Here is a 21,053-nt window from a genome sequence, read left to right on the forward strand (position 1 = left end):
TAAAAACAAAGGGGTTTTTTATGTCCAAAAATAAAAACGTTTTTATAAACATGTATGCATGATGGAGGGGAGTAAAAAAACGTGGATAAATTAGCCGTAGAGACTTCAACCGGTAAAAATGCGATCAGTCCCAATGGGAAGAAACCCATCGGGCAACGGATTAAAGAATTCATAGTCGATTATCGGAGACAATGGGAGATTCAATCGATGATTATCCCAGGCATTATCTTTATGATTATTTTCTGTTACATCCCGATTTACGGTTTGACAATTGCCTTCAAAAATTACACGGTCATTGATACGCTTGCTACCGCTCCTTGGGTAGGGCTCGATAATTTCAGAATCATTTTATCAGATAAATACTTCTGGGATGCAGTTGTGAATACGCTGGGGATCAGTTTTTTGAAATTAGGTATCGGGTTTGTCATTCCGATCATTCTCGCGATCATGATCTACGAGTTAAACAGCGGACGATTCAAGAAGTTTGTGCAAACGGTTTCATATTTACCTCACTTTTTGTCCTGGATCGTACTTGGGGGAATGCTGATCACCTGGTTTTCAACAACGGGCTTATTTAATCAGTTGTTACTTAGCCTGGGGGTGATCTCGCAACCGCAGAACATCTTGCTGGATGCAGGCAAGTATTGGTGGATTGCTACGTTATCGGATATTTGGAAAGAAGCAGGTTGGGGAACGATTCTGTATCTGGCGATCATGGCAAAGATTGACCCAACGTATTATGAAGCTGCCAAAATTGATGGTGCAAGCCGTCTTAGACAGATCTGGAATATCACATTGCCCAACATGAAATCAATCATAAGCCTAAATCTGATTTTAACTGTAAGCGGTTTATTAGGGTCAAATCTGGATCAGACCCTGGTTCTCATGAACTCCCAGAACCGCGATAAAGCGGAAGTCATCAATTCGTACGTCTACCGTATGGGGATGTCTCAGGGTGACTTTTCATATGCAACGGCCGTTGGCTTGGGTGTCTCCATCATCTCTGTCATTCTGCTCGTCACGGCAAACAAAATCACAAGCAAATTAAACGATAATCAATCTGTGTTGTAGAAGGAGGCATCCCGCGTGAATGGAAAGGTGGCAAAAGAAGATCTCGATAGTCGGATCTTTGATACCTTAAATATGATTTTGTTAATCATCTGTACGATCGTTATTCTGGTTCCGCTCTGGAATGTCATCATCTCTTCCTTTAGCTCAGGCAAAGCGTTGGCGGAAGGTGGGTTCATCTTCTGGTCACCGGAATTCTCGCTGGAGAATTACAGAGCTGTATTCAATGATCAGGGCATCTGGCAGGCCTTCTTCATATCGGTGTCCAAAACAACGATTGGCGTTGTTACACATGTGTTCTTTTGTGCCATGGTTGGTTACGGTCTGAGCAAAAAGTACATAAGAGGCCGTAAATTATACGTTGCCATGGGTGTTATTACAATGTTCTTCTCCGGTGGCATGATCCCGACGTATCTGTTAATCAAATCACTTGGCCTGCTTAACAGCTTCTGGGTGTACATTATCCCGGCGTTATTCAGCTTCTATGATGTCGTGATTCTGATGAATTTCTTCCGGAATGTCCCGGATTCTCTGGAAGAATCGGCCAAGATTGACGGCGCAGGCGATTGGCATATTTTCCTGAAAATCTTCATTCCACTCTCCATGCCTGCCATGGCTACGATTGCGCTATTTAATGGGGTGGGGCAATGGAACGACTTCATGACAACCAAGTTATACATTACCGATCAGTCACTGTATCCACTCCAGATGATGTTGTACGAGATTATCGTACAGTCCCAGACACAATCCATGCAAAATGTCGGGGGTTCAGCTGTTATTGAAACAACGACCAAAGGCGTGCAGTTAGCCACCATTGTCATTACAACACTCCCTATCGTGCTGATCTATCCCATCGTTCAGAGATACTTTATCTCGGGAATGATGCTCGGAGCAGTCAAGGAATAGGAGCAACCAATACCCCATTTTGAGGAGGAACAAAAATATGTTGAAGTTGAACAAGACATCAGGCAAAAAAGGGATTAGATTGCTCGCAACACTGCTCACAGCCGTACTTATGATTACAGGTTGCAGTGGTGGATCGGGTGGCTCTAGTGAAGGGAACTGGGTATCCATTGAAGATCGTTATACGGTCGACCCGGAAAAGCCAGCTTGGCAGTTGGATAAAAAGGAAGAGGCTACCGACCTGACATGGTACGTCAATGCGGACTGGTGGAACACCGATTTTGGCAAGGACATTGTTACCAAGAAAATCAAAGAGGATCTGAACATCAATATTAAATTCATCACAGGTGATGATACCAAGTTAAATACCTTTTTCGCCGGTGGAGATATGCCTGACTTGCTGACTGTATTTGACTCCAATTCTCCTGTGGTACAAAAAGCTGCAACCTGGGCGATGCCGCTGAACGATCTGGCGGAAAAATATGATCCTTACTTCAATAAAGTAGCGGCTGCCGATACATTGAACTGGTTCCAATTGGCGGATGGTAAAACCTATGGTTACCCGAACTATTCCAATACACAGGAGGATTATGATAGCGGTAACATTCCTGCCAAAACTGCATTTATCATTCGTAAAGATGTGTACGAAGCTTTGGGTAGTCCGGTCATTGGAACGCCAGAAGAATTCCAGAGTGTGATGAAACGAATTAAGCAAGAGTTCCCTGCGCTGATCCCGTTTGGATTCAACTCCATTGGTGAAGGAACAGGTTCACTAGGGGATACGTTACAAGATTTCATCGGCGTTCCGTTGGAGACCGAATCAGGAGAATTCTATGATCGTAATCTGGATGAAGATTACCTCACGTGGTTGAAAACATTGAACACCGTGTATAGAGACGGCAATATCAGTGATGACAGTTTTGCGGATGATGGTACGGCTTTTGAGGAAAAAGTAAAGTCCGGTAAATATGCGACCATGCTGCTTGACGGTACACCTCAACAAGGAGGAAACCTGCAAATCTACATGAGTGCCAATCCAGGCAAAGAATATGTTGCTATCGATGGACCGCAGAGTACCAAAGGCAATGCACCAACATTGAATCAATCCGGAATAACCGGGTGGATGATCAATTTCATTTCTAAGGACTGTAAAGATCCGGCCAAGGCCATTCAGATATTCACATATTTGCTGAGTGAAGAAGGACAGACACTTATGAATTACGGGATCGAGGGGGAAACCTACCAAACCAAAGCCGACGGTAGTGTAGAATTGCTGCCAGCAGTGAAAGACCTGCAACTCAATAATGCGGATCAATTCAAAAAGGATTATCGGATGGGTGAATTTATGTTCTTTGGTCATGACCGCCACAAAGCAATCAGTGCAGATGCTTTTCCGGAAGCGATTAAACAGATGCAGGAATGGGGTAAAGGCAAGCTGAAACCACACTTCATTCTGGAGAATATTAGCCCGGATCAAGGTACACCTGAAGCTCGTGCGTTGTCAGCAATCAATACGAAGTGGAATACAACATTGGTCAGTATGGTACGTTCCAAAGATGATGCCTCGTATGACAATGCACTGGCTTCTTACAAGTCATTTTTAGGTGAGAACCGTTGGGAAGAGATTGTTAAGGTACGCAGTGAAAAGATGAAATTGAACAAAGAGAAACTAGGCATTCAATAATAGAAATACAAAGGAGAATCCTATGACAACTTTCAAAATGTACAAATCCACGGGTGAAGAAGAGTTGTTCGTATCTCTATCCCAGGAGCAATTGAAACCACTGGATGCTGATAAGGAGACAACGACCATCCATCTGGATGATCAGTTAACGTATCAGGAGATGGACGGATTTGGTGCTTCTTTTACCGATTCATCTGCCTATTTGATCAACCAAATCTTGAGTGAGGAGCAGCGGGAAGAGGTTATGACCCGGCTGTTCCATCCAGAGAAAGGTATTGGGCTCTCGGTCCTCCGAAACCCGATGGGCGCTTCGGACTATGCGAGAACGATATACAGTTATAACGATATGCCAGAACAGAAGGTAGACCCGAAATTAACCCAATTCAGCATTGCACATGATGAAGAGGACGTTATTCCTTTAACGCAAAAGGCGTTGGCATTGAACCCTGAACTGAAGCTGTTTGCTTCACCATGGAGTGCACCGGGATGGATGAAAACGAGCGGATCGATGATTACCGGACAATTAAAGACTGAATGGTATCCCGTTTATGCTGAGTATTTCGTGAAATACATTCAAGCGTATGGCAAGCATGGATTACCGATCCATGCCATTACACCACAGAATGAGGCGCTTTATGAACCCGGGCACTATCCTGGTATGTTGATGCCAGCCGAGGCCCAAGCAGATTTTATCAAAAACCATCTTAAACCAGCCTTTGTGCAAAACAATATTCAAACCAAGATTCTCTGTTACGATCACAACTGGGATCAACCGGACTATCCCCTGACTGTACTTGAACAAGCGGGAGATGAAGTGGACGGCGTGGCCTGGCACTGGTACGGGGGCGATGCTTCCGCTCAAACGAAGGTTTATGAAGCTTTTGCAGGTAAAGAAGTGCATTTCACTGAAGGCTCAGGCGGGGAGTGGATTCCGCCATTTGAGCAAGCCTTCTCGAATGTGATGCGAACGGGAATCCACATTCTTCGTAATTACAGCAAGTCATTTGTACTCTGGAATATGGCACTTGATGAGAACAACGGTCCTACGGTCCCTGGCTTTGGACAAAGTACGTGCCGTGGCATCGTACAGGTGAATCAGCAAACAAAGGAACTTACGTATACACTTGATTATTATGCTCTGGCTCATTTTAGTGCTGTGATCCGTCCGAAGGCTGTTCGGATCGAATCAACATCCAGTTATGATGGAATTTGTTCTGTGGCTTTTAAAAATGCCGATGGTTCCGTAGCTCTAGTCCTCTTCAATGATGGGGAGAAGACGGGTAACATACAGGTTAAGCTACGCGACGATGTATTGATGAAGTTCCAGCTGGAAAGCAAGAGTGTCATGTCCGTATTGATCACAGATTAATAAATGGATGGAGTTATAAGTAGGCTTCATCAGAAAAGAAACCAAAAGAAGCGATATCCGGAATGTACTCGGATATCGCTTCTTTTGGTGAAATTCATCTATTCAGGGTTATATTATACGGGCTGAATAGCGAGATGGGGTGTCCCACTACTCTCATCAACGAACAGTATATATTGGTTGCCAGCTGTCCCTGTTAAGACCAGACCGGGTTGACCTGCAACACCAGGATTGTAATATCTGAATTGTTGCAAAACGGGGAGGGAGACTGGAAGAGTAGGTTGATTAAGTGCCATTAATTGTGTAGCGGCCTTAACGCTATCTCCAGCTTCAATCACTCCGCCTACACCCAAATGGTTGACAATCGAGGAGCTGGCGTTGATTTGAAGGCTGCCTGTTATGGTCTGACTGCCATTGACGTTTAGATCGACACCAACGGTTTGATTACCATTAACTTGCAGATCTTGGTTAATGGTCTGATTACCGGTGACAAGGATGTTATCAAATGTTGGCAAAGATATCATCTCCTATATAGTATTCTTATATTTTATGAGGACAAGATCTGGAATGATCCGGGTGGCTACACATTATATACTTGGGATAAAGCCCCTTTTGCAGATAAAGAGTTAGCGAAACACTATTTCGTGCATATTGTAGGCAGAGAATGTTTTCGCATGGAACAGGAGGGTTTGTTATCCGAAAGAAGTCAAGAACGCAGGTTAAGTCCGCGAAAAAGAAACGTTCAGTTCATGATGCGAACCGGTTATTCCTGAGACAGATGAATGTGGTTCTGAACAGGAAACTCAAATCCATGCGTAAACATATGGAAGTACAGCATTTGGAACTGAATCAGCAATGGCTGAAAATGATGCAGGTGGGAAGCATACCTACCCGAGAAGTACCAAAAGTGATCTATAAGGAGTTAAATGTGCTTCTTATTACTCCTTGTAATGACCGAGAAATGTCATCACATTGCGTCCTGATTGAACAGAGTCTGAAACATCTCGTGAGAAATGTGAATGAGATTAAATATATCGAATCCGTGTCAGCCTGCTTGTCTTCTAATGATGTTGACCTAATTATGGTCATCGGAAGCGAAGAAAACTTGCCGGATGAGAATATTACAGCATTAAGGACATCAACCGTGAAGAAGGCCATCTGGTTGTCTGCCGATCAACAAGTGAATCAAAGCGAAACTATTCTACCGATTTTTGATCACGTGTTTACACAACATTCAACGCAAATAAGCGATGATCAGCATCATTTGGGAAGCACTGGTAGTCATGAACTGTTCATGCCGCCTGATCCACATATATTCTGTCCGCAAGCTGTTCCCTCGGAGTACGAATCGGATGTTTATATCATCGGGGATGCAGAATCGGATGGCATCGTCACCGCTGTTGCCAAATCGGGTCTTTTGGATAACAAAAAGGTTCGGGTAGATGGAAAGGGTTGGGCACAGATCGGGGATTTCAAGCCTGTTCATACGAATGAAGCTCGTCAGATGTTATATAACGGAAGCAAACTGGTTATTCATCGTGGCGAATCAATCAAAAACGTGATGGAAATTGCCGCATGTGGGACGTTTCAACTCATAGGACCATCTGTGAATCAGAGCAACGGGATTGACCTTAGTAACTTTCAACAATACAACTCTTGTGAAGAACTCACTCAGAAGTTTGAACATTACTGGCAGAGTGTTGATGCAAGGAGACTGGCCGCTAGCCATGCTCTGGCATACATGAAATATAATCAATCCCATCTACAAAAAACATTGCGACTGCTGGATATCATTTTCATATAAATCATCCCAAAAATCACAGGAGCGTAGGCTGCATCATGTTGCTGCATTGGAGGAGTTCTGATTGAAGGTAATTGCTCTGCATCTGCCCCAATTTCACCGGATTGAGGAGAACGACCGATGGTGGGGGGACGGTTTTACCGAATGGACGAATGTAAAAAAAGCCGCGCCTTTATATTCGGGTCATCATCAGCCTAAACAGCCATTTCAGGGGAAATATTATGACCTTTCCGATCCAGATGTACGAAAGTGGCAAGCGGAAACGGCTAAACAGCATGGCATTTATGGATTTTGTTATTATCATTATTGGTTCAAAGGCAAGCGTTTGCTGGAAAAACCAGTGAATGAAATTTTGGATAGTGGGGAGCCTGATTTTCCTTTTTGCTTGTCCTGGGCCAATGAGACATGGACAAGAAAATGGGATGGGCAAGAATCCGATATTCTCATGGCCCAGAATTATGGGGATCGAGAGGATTGGGAAGAACATTTTAATTATCTGGTAAAAGTATTTAAGGACAAACGATATATTCGAGTGGAAGGTAAGCCGTTGTTTGTGATCTATCGACCAGCCAGTATTCCGCAATGTGAGGAAATGATTCAGTTTTGGCGTGAATTGGCTTTGAAGCATGGCCTGAAAGGGATTCATTTTGTGCAGACCACTGGTGGATTCCCTACATTTAATCGTCAGGTCTTTGATGCGAGTATGGAATTTGAACCGCATTATACGTTTGCACATGGACATATGAATGGAATCTGGATCGAAATGAACATCAAGGGACAGCAGCATATTGCTGTGAATTACGACAAGGTATGGTCCTCCATTCTCGAACGAACACCACACCGTAACGGAGAAATTGTCTATCCAGGTGCTTTTGTCAATTGGGATAATACACCGCGGAGAGGTGTTGACGGACAGAGTACGCTCGGGGCCACCCCAGAGAAGTTTGGGCTGTATCTGTCCAGACAGATGGAACGAGCGAGGACGCTGTACAAAAGTGAATATCTTTTTGTTAATGCCTGGAATGAGTGGGCGGAAGGGGCATATCTTGAGCCGGATCAAAACTATGGTTATGCTTATTTGAGCGAACTCAAGAAAGTAACTCAGCATGAATCGAACAGAAACAAGTCTATAGGAGGGAGTTCCGAATGAGGGAACTCTCTCTTTGCTTTGGCTTATTTATAGACCATGTTTCGTTGTAAGTACCGTTTGTTGTTTGCGGTATTCCGTTGGAGTTAACCCTGTATGCTTTTTGAACTGTCTGGAGAAATAATACAAATCACTGAAACCGAGATGCTCGGCGATGGCAGTGATTGTGTTCGGGGTGCAGGCCAGTAACTCCTTGGCCTTATCGATTTTTTTGCCAGTAATATAGAGGATCGGAGGAACTCCGATCTGCTGCTTGAAGAATCGAATGAAATAATTTGGATGCATGTAGGCGATCTGGGCCAGATCCTGAACCGAAATATTCTCTTCGATGTTGGAATCAATATAAGCCAGAATGGTGGACAGTTTCTCCATGACAGGCACGTTAATAAAAGAGATCTGATCCAGATCCAGATTCATTAAATAGTGGGATAGTAACTCGGTCAGTTTGCTCTTGGCCATCATATGGGCATAAACTTCATCGGATTTTGCATATGTAAGGATACTGCTGAAGATTGCTTGAATCAACTCAGGTTGATCTATCGTACAGATGTGTGGGAATTTCAGAATTTGGAACAAATTGATTCCCCCAACCTTTGCGCTAAAGTGACACCAATATTTGAGAAAAGGACTCTCATTAATGGCAGAGTAAGACTGTTTGATCCCCTCTGGCATTAAAATAAGCTGATTAGGCGCAGGATAATACTCCTCATCCCCAATTTTGAGCCAACCTTCACCTTCGCATATGAAATAAAACTTGCTGTAATCGGGCGTGTAATCCAGATCCCGCCAATCCGTATCGCACCGATTGTAATTGACCATGAATAATTCGACTTGGAGATTGGACAGGTAGTTCGTAAGCAAAGTTTGGTGATTCATACTTTTCATCTCCATACAAGGTTATTATTGTCCATCTAAAAGTTAGTGTTCTGCATGTCTATCTTTCGGCCGTAGCACTACAATACAACTACAGACAATAACAGAAGGGATGAGAACATCTCATGGACAAAAACGAATATTTGCAACATATTGAAGCAACGATTGAGAGCGGTAAATTCAAGGACAACTGGAGTTCGCTTAGCACCTTCCAAGTTCCAGAATGGTACCCAAAAGCGAAATTCGGCATATTCATTCACTGGGGGCTATATTCTGTACCGGCCTATGATAGCGAATGGTATTCGCGAAATATGTACATACAAGGCACCAAAGCTTATGAACATCACCTTGAGGTGTATGGACCTCATAAGGACTTTGGATATAAAGACTTCATTCCGATGTTTCGTGCAGAGAAGTTTGATGCAGACGAATGGGCAACGTTATTCAAACAGGCTGGAGCCAGATATGTTATGCCTGTGGCAGAGCACCATGATGGTTTTCAGATGTACAAAAGCTCTATCTCTCACTATAACACATATGAAATGGGGCCCAAACGGGATCTTCTGGGTGAGATGAAGGTTGCATACGAGAAGCAGGGGCTGACATTATGCGTGTCGTCTCACCGCGCCGAGCACTGGTTCTTCATGTCTCATGGGAAGGAGTTTGATTCAGATATTAAGGAACCTCTGGAGCGTGGGGATTTCTATTGGCCTGCCATGCCTGAACCCAAGGATCACTTCGACTTGTATGACTCACCTCCAACCGAGGAGTATCTGGAGGACTGGTTGATTCGCTGTTGTGAACTGGTCGATCAATACCAGCCAAAGGTCTTTTATTTTGATTGGTGGATTCAAACGGTTGCGTTCAAACCCTATCTTAAAAAATTTGCTGCCTATTATTATAACAAAGGCGAAGAATGGGGTGTGCCTGTAGCTATCAATTATAAACATGAGGCCTACATGTTTGGTAGTGCCGTTCCGGATGTGGAGCGGGGACAGTTCGCTGAGCTTAAGCCCTATTTTTGGCAAACGGATACAGCTGTTGCTAAAAACTCATGGTGTTATACGGAAAATAATAACTATAAAACGGCTGAAGAGATCATTCGGGATCTCGTCGATATTGTAAGCAAAAACGGAAATTTACTGCTGAACATTGGACCCAAAGCAGACGGCAGCATACCGGAAGAAGATCGTGAGATTTTGCTGAGCATTGGCAAGTGGCTGGAAGTGAATGGGGAAGCGATCTATGACACGTCATTCTGGCGTACGTTTGGCGAGGGTCCGACAGAGGTGAAGGAAGGGCAATTCACGGATGGGGATACGAAGATATTTACGAGTGAAGATATACGGTTTACGTTAAAAGAAAGCGATCTGTATGCCACGGTTCTTGCCTATCCAGATAACGGGGTGGTGCAGATTAAATCCCTGAAGGAAAATTCTCACCATTTTCAAGGGGTCATTCAAGATATTCAGGTACTTGGTTACGAGGAACAACCGAAATGGGAGAGAACAGCGGACGCACTGATGATCACAACGACAACTGTGAAAAGTAATGCGCCTATTGTTTTCAAAATTAAATTGGACTAATCAACAAAGATAAATTAAATACTGTAAATATAAAAAGGGCGCATCCAGGAGTATTGTACTCATCGGATAGCGCTCTTTTGGTTGGGCTATTACTCATATAATAATCACGAAATTCTTGCTTGCTAATATACTGATATCATCAAACCAGTGATGTTCGCCTGTAATGGATTGATTGAGACTCACTAAGGAGGATCTGCAAAAAGATGAAACCAAAGAAACGCATCAGATATGGTTGGAGCGGATTTAAGAAAAAAAAAGCTGAGGACTGTGACCATCCCCAAGAGCAGCACAAAGAACACCATCACGAGCACCATCATAACCACCACAATCATCATCACAATAACCACCATCATAAGTGTTTTGACAAAGAAGCTGAATTCCTTCTCAAATTAATTGGTGAGTTGAAGGGAGCAATTGTACAGGTTTTTGCCAATCCCTCGCCTCACAATGTTTCACTTCTGATTGAGGTACTGCGTAAATTACTGGCTCTGGTTCATTGCTCGGATTTGAAAAAGGGAACCAAGGCAGATCTCGAAGCGATCTTGGAGCTTACCATTGTATCTGCAGAGGCCGTTCCATTTTCTCCGATCAGTGTGGGAACCAATTTGCAGCAATTGCTGGATGTGCTCCTATCTGTCATTTTACAGGGGAATATCGATTCGGCTGAGAAAGATCAACTGGTCATTTTGATCCGTGCGACCGAATTGGCTATCACAACAGGGCTTAGAAACATAGGCAGTCAAGGTCCGGCAGGACCTGCAGGACCAGCGGGTCCTCAGGGCGTACCTGGTCCACAAGGCCCGGCTGGCGCTGCTGGTGCTCAGGGTGGTGTAGGTCCAGCTGGTACACCGGGAGCTGCTGGTGCCCAGGGACCAGCAGGTGCAACAGGTGTTACTGGAGCAACGGGTGCGGCAGGCCCAGCAGGTGGCGCAACAGGAGCGACAGGTGTAACGGGGAGTACAGGAGCTGTTGGGGCAGCGGGCGTTACAGGAGCAACAGGTGATCCTGGCGTAGCAGGAGCCACCGGAGTCACAGGGAATACGGGTGCAGCTGGACTTGCGGGAGTCACCGGGGCAACGGGTGTGACAGGAGATACGGGTGCAGCCGGAATTGCAGGGGTAACTGGGGCTACCGGCGCAACTGGGATTGCGGGAGTAACTGGCAGCACTGGTGTTACTGGGGCTACGGGTTCTGGAGCCATCATACCGTTTGCTTCTGGCGGACCTGCCATATTAACAACGATTCTTGGTGGACTGGTTGGAACGACAAGCCTTATCGGTTTCGGCAGCTCGGCAACAGGAGTCAGCATTCTGGGTGGCACGATTGATTTAACGGGAACGATTGTCGGACCACTCATTAACTTTGCGTTCTCTGTCCCACGGGATGGCGTTATAACTTCGATTGCTGCCTATTTCAGTACCACAGCAGCCTTGGCCTTGGTCGGTTCAACAGTGACCATCACTGCGCAATTATTCAGTTCACCTACTCCTGATAATGCATTTACTGCGGTTCCGGGGGCGGTCGTTACACTGGCACCTCCACTCACCGGTATTATTGCTTTGGGTAGTATCTCCAATGGCATAACAACCGGATTGACTATACCTGTGACTGCACAGACACGTCTGCTACTGGTGTTCTCGGCAACGGCAGCCGGACTCACACTTGTGAATACGGTTGTCGGGTATGCAAGTGGCGGCGTGAACATTACATGATGAGATATAAATTTTGAGATGAACGACATGAGAGTTCTCATGTCGTTCTTTTTCTTGATTTGAAATTTTGAGTGTCAGGTCTTGGTTGTATAGAACTACTACAAACTATTATTCATCAAAAAAATGCATGAATACGAAAAATAAGCTGAAATACGTAAGCGACATCAGACACATAAAAGCATTAAATAGACTTATTTTCTATATTTTTCAATATAGTGCTTGTGTATATCGAATAATGACTTTATACTATACCAATAAAATCCAATTAAATTCCTAATCGACTATTATATGTAATTAAAATATTTAACTACTCACCCGAATCAGGATCGAAAGTCATATCCACCACTCCTTAGCAAGCGTTCTGCTAACGCTCCAGATTACCCTTCCACATGAATGCTTATAGACATTCACTCTCATTGCATTATTCAAACACCCAAATTATTTACTCACATGTTTTAATCCAATTCATTCAATCTCCTAAACTTCCAAGTAAAAAAACATAGACTGATCTGTTATCTCTTCTGACTCATATTGTTCCCTAACCAGACCTGTAAAGGAGGTGAGGCTTTATGTGAAATCCAGGGCATCTATTTCATCCGCAATAAAGGTTAATTTACCGTTTCATTCTGCAGAGAAGGGCATATGTACCAGACTAAATTAAAAAACCGGGTAAAAGGAGTGGAAAAGTCTGATAAAGATTAATCGGTTACGCAAGCCCATCTCCATGGGGCTCTCGCTTCTCCTTGCATTTTCGATCATTCATCCGGTTTCAGCTGAAAACTCCACATCATCCAAATTGGATATGAAATCTGGACTTGCCAAAGTTACGGAGTCCAAAGTAAACGCAAAGTTGACCAAAGAATTTGATGGTAGTGAATATGTGACCTATCTGGTGAAAATGAAGGAACAGGTGGATACAGCAGCAGTCTCCAAACAGGCCCTTGAAAAGGCGACCATAGCCAAACAAACGGCTTCAGCCACAAAGCTGTCCGTTCGTAATTCGGTTGTCAGCTCTCTGCGAGAAACGGCCTCGCGTACACAATATCCATTGGAAACTTATCTGGAAAAGGAAGTTGACCTGGGTAAGGTCAAAGAATATAAAAGCTATTTTATTGTCAATTCATTGGCAGTAACGAGTACGAAAGAAGTCATGGAACAGATTGCGCTGCTGCCTGAGGTGGAGAAGATTCTACCGAATGAGACACGATACTTACAGAAAGCCGAAGTGAGTAAAGAACCAGCGAATGCGGCATCAGGCAAAGATGTTGTCCAAACGCCAACTAAAGACTCTTCAGTCGGAGTCAAAGACAAAGAGCCTGCTGCAAAGGACAAGCTTGCGACAGAGAACGTGGAATGGAACCTGGATTACATCAATGCGCCAGCCGTGTGGGATCGGGGCATCGATGGAACAGGGATTGTTGTTGCCAATCTGGATAGCGGTGTGGATTATACCCACCCGGCGCTTCGCAGCAAATGGCGGGGACTGGATGCTTCGGGCAATATCGTTGATCCCGAACTGAGCTGGTATGATCCGCACAGTAATGCTTCCCTCCCTGCGGACGGAGACGGGCATGGTACGCACACGATGGGTACGATGGTTGGCTCCGAAGCAGATGGTACCAACCAGATCGGGGTTGCTCCCGGTGCGAAGTGGATTGGTGTACGGATATTCAATCCGGAAACAACAGATGCCATTATTCTGGATGGCGGACAATGGTTGATCGCTCCGGTGGATGCGGAAGGCAATCTGCATCCTGAACTTGCACCGGATGTTGTTAACAACTCGTGGGGCGGAGGCGCAGGATTGGATGAATGGTTCCGTCCTATGGTCCAAGCTTGGCGTGATGCTCAGATTTTCCCGGAATTCTCCGCAGGAAATGTGAGACTGGGTAACCCGGGCGGACCTGGTTCTGTTGCTAACCCAGCCAACTATCCTGAAAGTTTTGCTACAGGAGCAACCGATATCAACGGAAATCTGGCTTCGTTCTCCCTGCTGGGCCCATCCCCGTATGGTGAGATCAAACCGGAAGTATCTGCACCTGGTGTGAATATCCGTTCATCAGTTCCGGGCGGAGTATATGAGGGAGGCTGGAACGGAACATCCATGGCAGGCCCGCATACAACTGCACTTGCTGCACTGCTGCTTCAGGCCAATCATTCCCTTACGGTGGATCAGCTGGAGCAGATCATTACAGATACAGCCACGCCGAGAACGGATAGTCAGTATCCGACATCTCCTAATAACGGCTACGGTCACGGCATTATTAATGCCCTTGATGCTGTGGGGTCTGTACTCGAAGGAATTGGCACGGTATCCGGCAGAGTGGTTACGGCCGGAGATGATCTGGAAGAGCCGGTACTGGCACATACCCCTGTTAATTCTGCCTTTACAGGCATTGATATACCACTAACGGCTCATGTGACAGATAACGTCGCAGTAGTCTCCGTCGAGGCTTTTGCCAAAACGACAGGCACCAACCAGTACGTTTATCTACCGATGAACCGGATTGCTGGAGATAACAAAGATGGGACGTATACAGCGACAATCCCTGCTTTTCTTATTGAACCGCAAGGTGTGGAGTATTATATCCGTGTGAACGACTACGGTAACAACGGATTCGAAAGTCAGGTATACAAAGTGGCTGTGTCCAATGGTGTTCAGCCAGGATACCTTCAGGATTTTGAAGAAGATCAGCTTGGATTCACGACTGGCGGAACCGGAAGTACCTGGGTATGGGGAGCACCAAGCAGTGGTCCTGGAAGTGCCTACTCCGGTGACAAGGTGATTGCAACCAATCTGCAAGGAACTTATGTGGCGAATAGCAATGCATATCTGCTTGCGCCGCCAATTGATCTCACCGAGAGTCCGGAAGGGGCATTGTTATCCTTCAAGCACTGGTATGACTTGGAGAATAACATCGACTTCGGCAAGGTATACATCGCTTCCGAGGATAGCGATTATGTGTTCCAAGAACTGTTAACCTTCACGGGTACAGGTGGCAATTGGAAGACACAATATGTGGATCTTCGCGAATACGCGGGACAGCAGGTGTTCATCAAATTCAATCTGACGAGCGATAATTCATTGCAAAAGGCTGGCTGGTACATTGATGATTTCGCTGTAGAAGAACTGGATGAGATTGCTCCGGGTGCGCCTGCCGGATTATCTGCGACGGCCGATATTCTTGGTAATGTAGCCTTGAGCTGGACGGGTCCGAGCGATGAGGATCTCGAATCCTATATCGTATATCGCTCCACAACCGCAGGTGCAGGTTATGAATCCATTGGAACTGCAACAGGAACAACGTTTACAGATACGGCTACGGTGACAGATTCGACGTATTATTATACTGTTGCCGCACTTGATTATAGTGGCAATGAAAGCGACAAATCGAATGAGGTCTCCATTACAGTAGAGGTGCCTCAGGATATCTACATCGATCATTTCGATGGCAGTGATGATAATGGCTGGACTCATTCAGGAACCAAAGATGAGTGGGAACGCGGTATTCCGGTAACGGGACCTGCCAGCGCGGTTTCTCCACCGAATGTCTGGGCGACTGATCTCGACAATACGTACGAGAGTGGCTCCAACTATTCACTCGTATCTCCGGTCATTGATTTGACGGATGTGTCCGAAGGAACACTTACGTTTAATCATTGGTACGAGATTGAGAGTGGATATGACTACGGGTATGTGGAAGTCACCAAGGATGGTGGAACCACATGGTCAGAACTGGGCAAATTCTCACATAGTACCAACGGTAAACAATGGACACCTGTATTTTATGATCTGGATGCACTTACCGGTAATGAAGTTCAATTCCGGTTCCGCCTGACCTCAGATAACAGTGTTGTGAAGACAGGCTGGTTCATTGATGATTTCCGTGTACTGGGTGTTGCTGCGGAGACGGTAACGGAGGACAGTGCAGTTGTGCTTAACAATGACAAACCGAAACCGTCCTATGATAATCCATGGTACAAAATTTCGCGGACAGACAAAGCGGAATTTAACAAAACGAAACAGCAACAACCGGAAGTTGAAAAACCAGGAACAGGTTCGGTTAATCCACAAAGCCTGCCTGCAAGTGCAACGGTTACCGTACTGGAAACCGGACGTTCGGTGAAGACAGATCCAGCTACAGGCAAGTATAACTTCACACACGTAGCAGGTGATTACACGTTAAAAGCTGAAGCATATGGATATTATCCTCGAACACAGCAGGTAACGATCACGGATGGCAATGGTGCCAAAGCCAACTTTAATCTGGAGGCAATCCCGCATGGACAGATTGAAGGTGTAGTAACGGATGAGCGGACAGGACAACCACTGGCTGATGCTTCCGTTCTCGTGGTGGAAGATGCCAAGGTAGGTGAAGTTCGCACAGGTTCAGATGGCAGCTTCGATATTCAGGTATTGGAAGGAAGTTATACCCTGTCCATCCGGGCTGCGGATTATTACAGTAAAACCGTAACTGTAACTGTACCTGGTAATGGGACAGCAGAGGCAAATGTTGCCTTGAAACCATTCATCGGTTTCCCAGGGGAAATTGCTTATGATGATGGATCAGCAGAGAACGCACGAGCTTTTAACGCTGCGGATAACGCTTGGGCAGTTCGAATGACACCAGAGCTGGAGACCGCTCAACTGACAGGTGCATCGTTCCGATTCTGGAACACCGAGTGGCCTGTGCCTGGAGGTACAACGTTCCAATATGCCGTATATGATGCATCGGGTGCGGGTGGAGCTCCAGGACGACAGCTGGCTGGACCATTCGACGGTACTGCACTTCGTAACGATCAATGGACAACCGTTGAATTCCCGGAACCGGTCATTGTAACGGGTGACTTCTATATCGTGTATGTACAAAGCGTAGCCGGAACAAGTGCTCCGGGACTCGCTACCGATGAGAATGGCACGAATGCTGGTCGAAGCTGGCAGCGTGTAAGCGGAGCATGGAGTACTTCACCGGTAGAAGAAGGCAATTACATGATTCGTGCAGTCGTGAGATATCCGGTAAATGCACCTGTGCTCACAGTACCTGCAAACACGTATACGAATCAATCGACCTTCACTGTGTCGGGAACGTCTCCGGCATCTGGAGCTCAGATCAAGATCTACAACGGCAAGGATCTGGCTGGCACCACAACGGTGGCAAATGGGAAGTTCTCATACGGTGTGAAGCTCCGTTCTGGCATTAATGCGATTACTGCGGAGGCAGTGGTAGACGGTAAAACAACGGACCGTTCACTCCCCGTAGTCATTATTCTGGATCAGACCAAACCACAATTGACGATTCTCACGCCAGCTCAAGGGGATCGTATCAATGCAGAAGTGGTTCACGTAACGGGTAATGTCGTGGAACAATTCCTCGATAAGGTAACCGTTAACGGACAAACCCTACAAGTGGGTAAAGACAGAAGTTTCAGTCACCGTGTATTGGTCAATGAAGGCGAGAACACAATAACCATTACAGCAACCGATATCGCTGGTAACAAAACAACCGTAACCCGCACCGTCTATGTGGAAACGGCGTCGCCAGAACTTACGAATATTACTCCGGCTGAGGATGTTCGAATCACATCAGGGGAGAGTGTTACCGTTTCATTTGATAGTAAACCTGGTCTGCAAGCATCTTTCCGTATTCAGTTACCTTTGAATCTGGATGCCCAAGGGGCAGGAGAGATTCCATTGGTAGAGACTGAACCTGGTCGTTACACGGGTACGTACACAACACCTTCATCCCTTGTTCTGGATGGTGGAGTCATTGTGATTCGAGCTCAGGATGCAGCAGGCAACAAAGTAGAGGCGGAAGCAGCTGGACGATTGTTCGTCAGCGCAGCACAAGAACAATCCGTTCCAGAACCAGATTCGAGCCCTGAAGAGACTGAAACAGAAGTAGGTCCACCGTCCGCTGAGGGTCTGCAACCTTAATTATGCAAAGTATGACTTGGACGATAACTGCATTTTGACCATCTAAGCAAGAAGCCGATAAGCCGACGTATCAGGGCTTGTCGGCTTTTTGTTGTCTCGATTCACATCTGAGCCTAAGATTAATGAAGCATCCATTGGGATGCTTTTTCTTTTGCTCTCACATGTCAGCAGGTGAGTTGCCTCTTTCTTCACATTAATGATATAACATGATATATTAGGATGTAGAACATGAGAAGTATGGGTATTTATGGAGGTGCTTGTATTGGGGAAAGACTCGGCATCCAAGCCGATGTATGAACAGATCTTTGAATCCTTGCGCGAACGGATACAGCTTCATCAATATCAAGTGGGTGAGCGTGTTCCTTCGGAGAAGGAATTATGTGATGAATTCGGAGTGAGCCGGATTACAACTAAAAAAGCACTTGAGATGCTGGCGAGTGAACAATTAATTGTTCGTCAGCCGGGACGGGGTTCTTTTGTAGCCGACACAGCAGATATGTTACAGGAAAGACCTAACAGACCTGCTCTGCGTGCTTCGGTTAAAGATCCAGAGAAGAAGCTGCTCATTGGTCTGGTCATTACTAATTTCAGTGACATGTATGGTACAGAACTGTTATATGGTATGGAAGAAGCTTCGCGAGAGCATGATTGTTTTCTCGTACTTAGACGTTCCTTCGGGATTCCCGAGCAGGAGGAACAGAGCATTCAGGAACTGCTGGAACTGGGTGTGGATGGATTGATTATTTTCCCGGCACAGGGTGAATATTTCAGCGATGAGATTCTTAAACTGGTCGTTAACAAATTCCCGTTTGTCCTGATTGACCGGTACTTGAAAGGAATTCCGGCTTCATCTGTCAGTACGGATAATGTAGGCGCGGCGCGAGAAGGGACGAATTATCTGTTCAACCTCGGTCACCGACACATCTCTTTTCTGACGCAGCCTCCGGCGAACACTACACCGATTGAAGAACGAATTGAAGGAATCATTGAGGCTCATCATGATCAAGGGGTGCTGGTGAACAGGGAACTGTGGTTAGAATCTTTTCTTTCGACACTGCCAAGTGTGTTTGATCCTCAAGTCGAGGTCCGTGATGTGGAGACATTGGTGGAACATTTACAGAAATACCCCCAGATTACTGCACTCTTTGCTGCGGAGTATCATATTGCTTTACTTGCAGAACAGGCAGCGGATCGGCTTGGTCTGAGAATCCCGGAAGATATGTCCATCATTTGCTTTGACAGTCCAAACGCTGCCGAAGGAAGCCGTGTAACCCATATGAGACAAAGCCAGTTTGATATGGGAAAACAGGCATTCGAGATGGTGCTTCAAAGTATGCAGAACAACGAAATGACAGTGAACAGAGTTGTTTTACCTGCCCGATTGGTGAAGGGTAAGTCAACGAGTATGGTGAAACAAAAGGGTTAATTATAACAACTTAATATTCATTGTGTTCAATCAGGGGCTTCGTATAAACGAGGCCTCTTTTTGGTGCGGATAAAATGGGGATAATTGCTTCAAATGGTATATTATTTAGTGTCGTTAAATTAAAATAACATGCTAATATACAAATAAATATATTGACATAACATTATATTCGTTTTAGGATGATGAAAGCGGTTAACAAACTGGATTACATAAGGAGGACAACATGCTGACACCCAGAGATGATCAAGAAATTTCTCCCTCAATATACGACATGATTGATCAGGTTAACAAACGTATGCCGGACCATCCGGAACTCAACCAAATGTTCAAAAATTGTTTTACCAATACGATGGCGACTACAATTCAGCGCAAAGAAGATGGAACAACTTTTGTGATTACGGGAGATATTCCTGCCATGTGGTTACGTGATTCTGCCGCTCAGGTCAGACCTTATCTGCTTCTCGCTTCAGAGGATAAAGATATTGCCGACATGATCGCTGGACTGGTTGAACGTCAACTGAAATATATTCTCCTGGACCCTTATGCAAACGCTTTTAATGAGACGGAGAGTGGAAAAGGACATCAGGAAGACCTGACGCAGATGAATGATTGGATCTGGGAACGGAAGTATGAGATCGACTCACTGGCTTATCCGATTCAGCTCAGTTATCTCTTGTGGAAGAACACGGGAAGAACAACTCAATTCAATGATACGTTCCGTAAAGCATCCCAGATCATCATGCAGTTATGGCAAGTGGAGCAACATCATGAGACGAAATCACCCTACACGTTCCAACGTCTGGATGCTCCCGAGACCGATACGCTCACCCGAGAGGGACGAGGTACTGAAACAGCCTACACAGGCATGACCTGGTCGGGATTCCGTCCCAGCGACGATCGTTGTGAATATGGTTATCTGATTCCATCCAATATGTTCGCTGTTGTGGCGCTTCGATATCTACAGGAAATTGCTAAAGCGGTGTTCGAGGATGAAACGCTGGCAGCGACTGCTAAGCAGTTGGAGCAAGAGATCAACAAAGGTATTCAGGATTATGGCACCGTTGAACATCCGGAATATGGAACCATATATGCGTACGAAACGGATGGGAAAGGAAATCACAATCTGATGGATGATGCCAATGTGCCAAGTCTGCTGTCTTTACCTTATCTCGGATATGTGGAGGAGAACGACGAGGTGTATCAGAATACACGCCGTTTCATTCTTTCCTCGCACAACCCGTATTTTTATGAGGGAACAGCAGCAGCGGGAATCGGTAGTCCGCATACACCGGAAGGGTACATCTGGCATATCGCTTTATCGATGCAGGGGCTGACTACAGAGGATCGCAATGAAAAACTACGATTGCTTCAGCTTATCCATAAGACGGATGCGGATACCGGACTGACCCATGAAGGCTTTTCGGCCAACAATCCACATGAATATACACGTCCATGGTTTTCGTGGTCCAACATGCTCTTTAGTGAACTGATTATGGATTATTGCGGATTCCGCGTACAGAAATAGATAGGGAAGCAAGAGATAACCTGCGAG

General features: G+C 45.5%; 13 protein-coding genes. 11 read left to right on the plus strand and 2 right to left on the minus strand.

Going from position 1 to position 21,053, the window contains the following annotated elements; all coding sequences use genetic code 11:
- Positions 1–81: 81 nt before the first annotated feature.
- The 4 genes from PAEAM_RS22020 to PAEAM_RS22035 are packed head-to-tail and all read left to right on the plus strand — an operon-like array spanning position 82 to position 5,024.
- Entirely contained in the window at positions 82–1,071 is a 990-nt protein-coding gene (locus PAEAM_RS22020; protein ID WP_200868492.1) for an ABC transporter permease, read from the plus strand.
- A 15-nt stretch (positions 1,072–1,086) separates the two neighbouring features.
- A complete protein-coding gene (locus PAEAM_RS22025) occupies positions 1,087–1,974 on the plus strand; it encodes a carbohydrate ABC transporter permease (protein WP_017688674.1) in 888 nt (295 codons plus the stop codon).
- Between the two features lie 37 nt (positions 1,975–2,011).
- Positions 2,012–3,655 carry a type 2 periplasmic-binding domain-containing protein gene (locus PAEAM_RS22030; protein WP_207765591.1) on the plus strand — a complete coding sequence of 548 codons (1,644 nt, stop codon included), beginning with the start codon at positions 2,012–2,014 and terminating at the stop codon, positions 3,653–3,655.
- 22 nt (positions 3,656–3,677) lie between these two features.
- Positions 3,678–5,024 carry a glycoside hydrolase family 30 protein gene (locus tag PAEAM_RS22035; RefSeq protein ID WP_100528975.1) on the plus strand — a complete coding sequence of 449 codons (1,347 nt, stop codon included), beginning with the start codon at positions 3,678–3,680 and terminating at the stop codon, positions 5,022–5,024.
- 113 nt (positions 5,025–5,137) lie between these two features.
- On the opposite strand, the gene PAEAM_RS22040 is transcribed toward PAEAM_RS22035, so the two are convergent.
- On the minus strand, positions 5,138–5,545 hold the full coding sequence (locus tag PAEAM_RS22040; RefSeq protein ID WP_243391428.1) for a hypothetical protein: 408 nt from the start codon (positions 5,543–5,545) through the stop codon (positions 5,138–5,140).
- Positions 5,546–5,832: 287 nt separating this feature from the next.
- Here PAEAM_RS22040 and PAEAM_RS22045 point away from each other — a divergent pair, with 287 nt between their 5' ends.
- Both PAEAM_RS22045 and PAEAM_RS22050 read left to right on the plus strand, forming a co-directional pair.
- Positions 5,833–6,825: a CgeB family protein gene (locus PAEAM_RS22045; RefSeq protein WP_133120473.1), complete on the plus strand. Its 993-nt coding sequence runs from the start codon at positions 5,833–5,835 to the stop codon at positions 6,823–6,825.
- Between the two features lie 61 nt (positions 6,826–6,886).
- Positions 6,887–7,972 (plus strand): glycosyltransferase WbsX family protein, encoded by a 1,086-nt coding sequence (locus PAEAM_RS22050; protein WP_100528978.1) that lies wholly within the window; start codon positions 6,887–6,889, stop codon positions 7,970–7,972.
- Between the two features lie 27 nt (positions 7,973–7,999).
- Here PAEAM_RS22050 and PAEAM_RS22055 read toward each other — a convergent pair whose 3' ends face one another.
- The gene (locus tag PAEAM_RS22055) at positions 8,000–8,845 is read right to left on the minus strand and encodes an AraC family transcriptional regulator (protein ID WP_076317990.1); all 846 of its coding nucleotides are present in this window, start codon (positions 8,843–8,845) and stop codon (positions 8,000–8,002) included.
- 122 nt (positions 8,846–8,967) lie between these two features.
- On the opposite strand from PAEAM_RS22055, the gene PAEAM_RS22060 reads away from it, so the two are divergent.
- From PAEAM_RS22060 to PAEAM_RS22080, 5 genes are all read left to right on the plus strand, one after another.
- Complete coding sequence (locus tag PAEAM_RS22060) at positions 8,968–10,428, plus strand: alpha-L-fucosidase (protein ID WP_076317989.1); 1,461 nt, start codon at positions 8,968–8,970, stop codon at positions 10,426–10,428.
- A gap of 203 nt (positions 10,429–10,631) precedes the next feature.
- The gene (locus PAEAM_RS22065; RefSeq protein ID WP_083669681.1) at positions 10,632–12,140 is read left to right on the plus strand and encodes an exosporium glycoprotein BclB-related protein; all 1,509 of its coding nucleotides are present in this window, start codon (positions 10,632–10,634) and stop codon (positions 12,138–12,140) included.
- 688 nt (positions 12,141–12,828) lie between these two features.
- Positions 12,829–18,075, plus strand: a complete 5,247-nt coding sequence (locus tag PAEAM_RS22070; RefSeq protein WP_100528979.1) for a S8 family peptidase — start codon at positions 12,829–12,831, stop codon at positions 18,073–18,075.
- Positions 18,076–18,328: 253 nt separating this feature from the next.
- Positions 18,329–19,501 carry a GntR family transcriptional regulator gene (locus PAEAM_RS22075; protein WP_347707900.1) on the plus strand — a complete coding sequence of 391 codons (1,173 nt, stop codon included), beginning with the start codon at positions 18,329–18,331 and terminating at the stop codon, positions 19,499–19,501.
- A 223-nt stretch (positions 19,502–19,724) separates the two neighbouring features.
- Positions 19,725–21,026 (plus strand): glycoside hydrolase family 125 protein, encoded by a 1,302-nt coding sequence (locus PAEAM_RS22080; protein WP_100528981.1) that lies wholly within the window; start codon positions 19,725–19,727, stop codon positions 21,024–21,026.
- Positions 21,027–21,053 lie beyond the last annotated feature (27 nt).

Source organism: Paenibacillus sp. GM1FR, from assembly GCF_002803315.1.
Classification (GTDB): Bacteria; Bacillota; Bacilli; order Paenibacillales; family Paenibacillaceae; genus Paenibacillus; species Paenibacillus amylolyticus.

Excerpts from the sequence above, each read along its gene's own strand:
- PAEAM_RS22065 (WP_083669681.1), top strand. The coding sequence starts at position 10,632 with ATGAAACCAAAGAAACGCATCAGATATGGTTGGAGCGGATTTAAGAAA.
- PAEAM_RS22055 (WP_076317990.1), bottom strand. The coding sequence starts at position 8,845 with ATGAATCACCAAACTTTGCTTACGAACTACCTGTCCAATCTCCAAGTC.
- PAEAM_RS22040 (WP_243391428.1), bottom strand. The coding sequence starts at position 5,545 with ATGATATCTTTGCCAACATTTGATAACATCCTTGTCACCGGTAATCAG.
- PAEAM_RS22030 (WP_207765591.1), top strand. The coding sequence starts at position 2,012 with ATGTTGAAGTTGAACAAGACATCAGGCAAAAAAGGGATTAGATTGCTC.
- PAEAM_RS22060 (WP_076317989.1), top strand. The coding sequence starts at position 8,968 with ATGGACAAAAACGAATATTTGCAACATATTGAAGCAACGATTGAGAGC.
- PAEAM_RS22080 (WP_100528981.1), top strand. The coding sequence starts at position 19,725 with ATGCTGACACCCAGAGATGATCAAGAAATTTCTCCCTCAATATACGAC.
- PAEAM_RS22045 (WP_133120473.1), top strand. The coding sequence starts at position 5,833 with ATGCGTAAACATATGGAAGTACAGCATTTGGAACTGAATCAGCAATGG.
- PAEAM_RS22035 (WP_100528975.1), top strand. The coding sequence starts at position 3,678 with ATGACAACTTTCAAAATGTACAAATCCACGGGTGAAGAAGAGTTGTTC.